The organism is Holdemanella sp. DFI.5.55 (assembly GCF_020593575.1).
GTDB classification, from domain to species: Bacteria; Bacillota_I; Bacilli_A; order Erysipelotrichales; family Erysipelotrichaceae; genus Holdemanella; species Holdemanella hominis.
The window spans coordinates 1-245 of record NZ_JAJDMK010000338.1 but is presented as its reverse complement, the minus strand read 5'-3'; the positions used below and the strand labels follow the sequence as shown (position 1 = coordinate 245).

Annotated in this window: 1 protein-coding gene; it reads right to left on the bottom strand. The window is 45.3% G+C overall.

The window, feature by feature from the left end; all coding sequences use genetic code 11:
- Positions 1-54 precede the first annotated feature (54 nt).
- Positions 55-245: hypothetical protein (locus LJE08_RS14330; RefSeq protein WP_227403624.1), on the bottom strand; the 191-nt coding region annotated here is incomplete at its 5' end.

The following is a 245-nucleotide window of genomic DNA, read 5'->3' as shown; positions in this document are numbered from 1 at the left end:
CGACGTTGTTGAGCCATGAAATTACCCTCCTTAAATCATGTATTTGGTTTTAAATTAAAATGGCAAATCATCTTCAGCCGTGCTGTCAGCAGACTTAGTGTCATTTGACTTTGGTGCTGCACTGGCATTGGTTGAATCAGCGGCAGGCTGGCCATTGGTTGGCAGAACGCTGTCGTTTAGATCAAACGTAGCGGCATCATTGTTTGATGGTGCAGCTGGCTGAGAATCTTCATTGCCGAATGGAA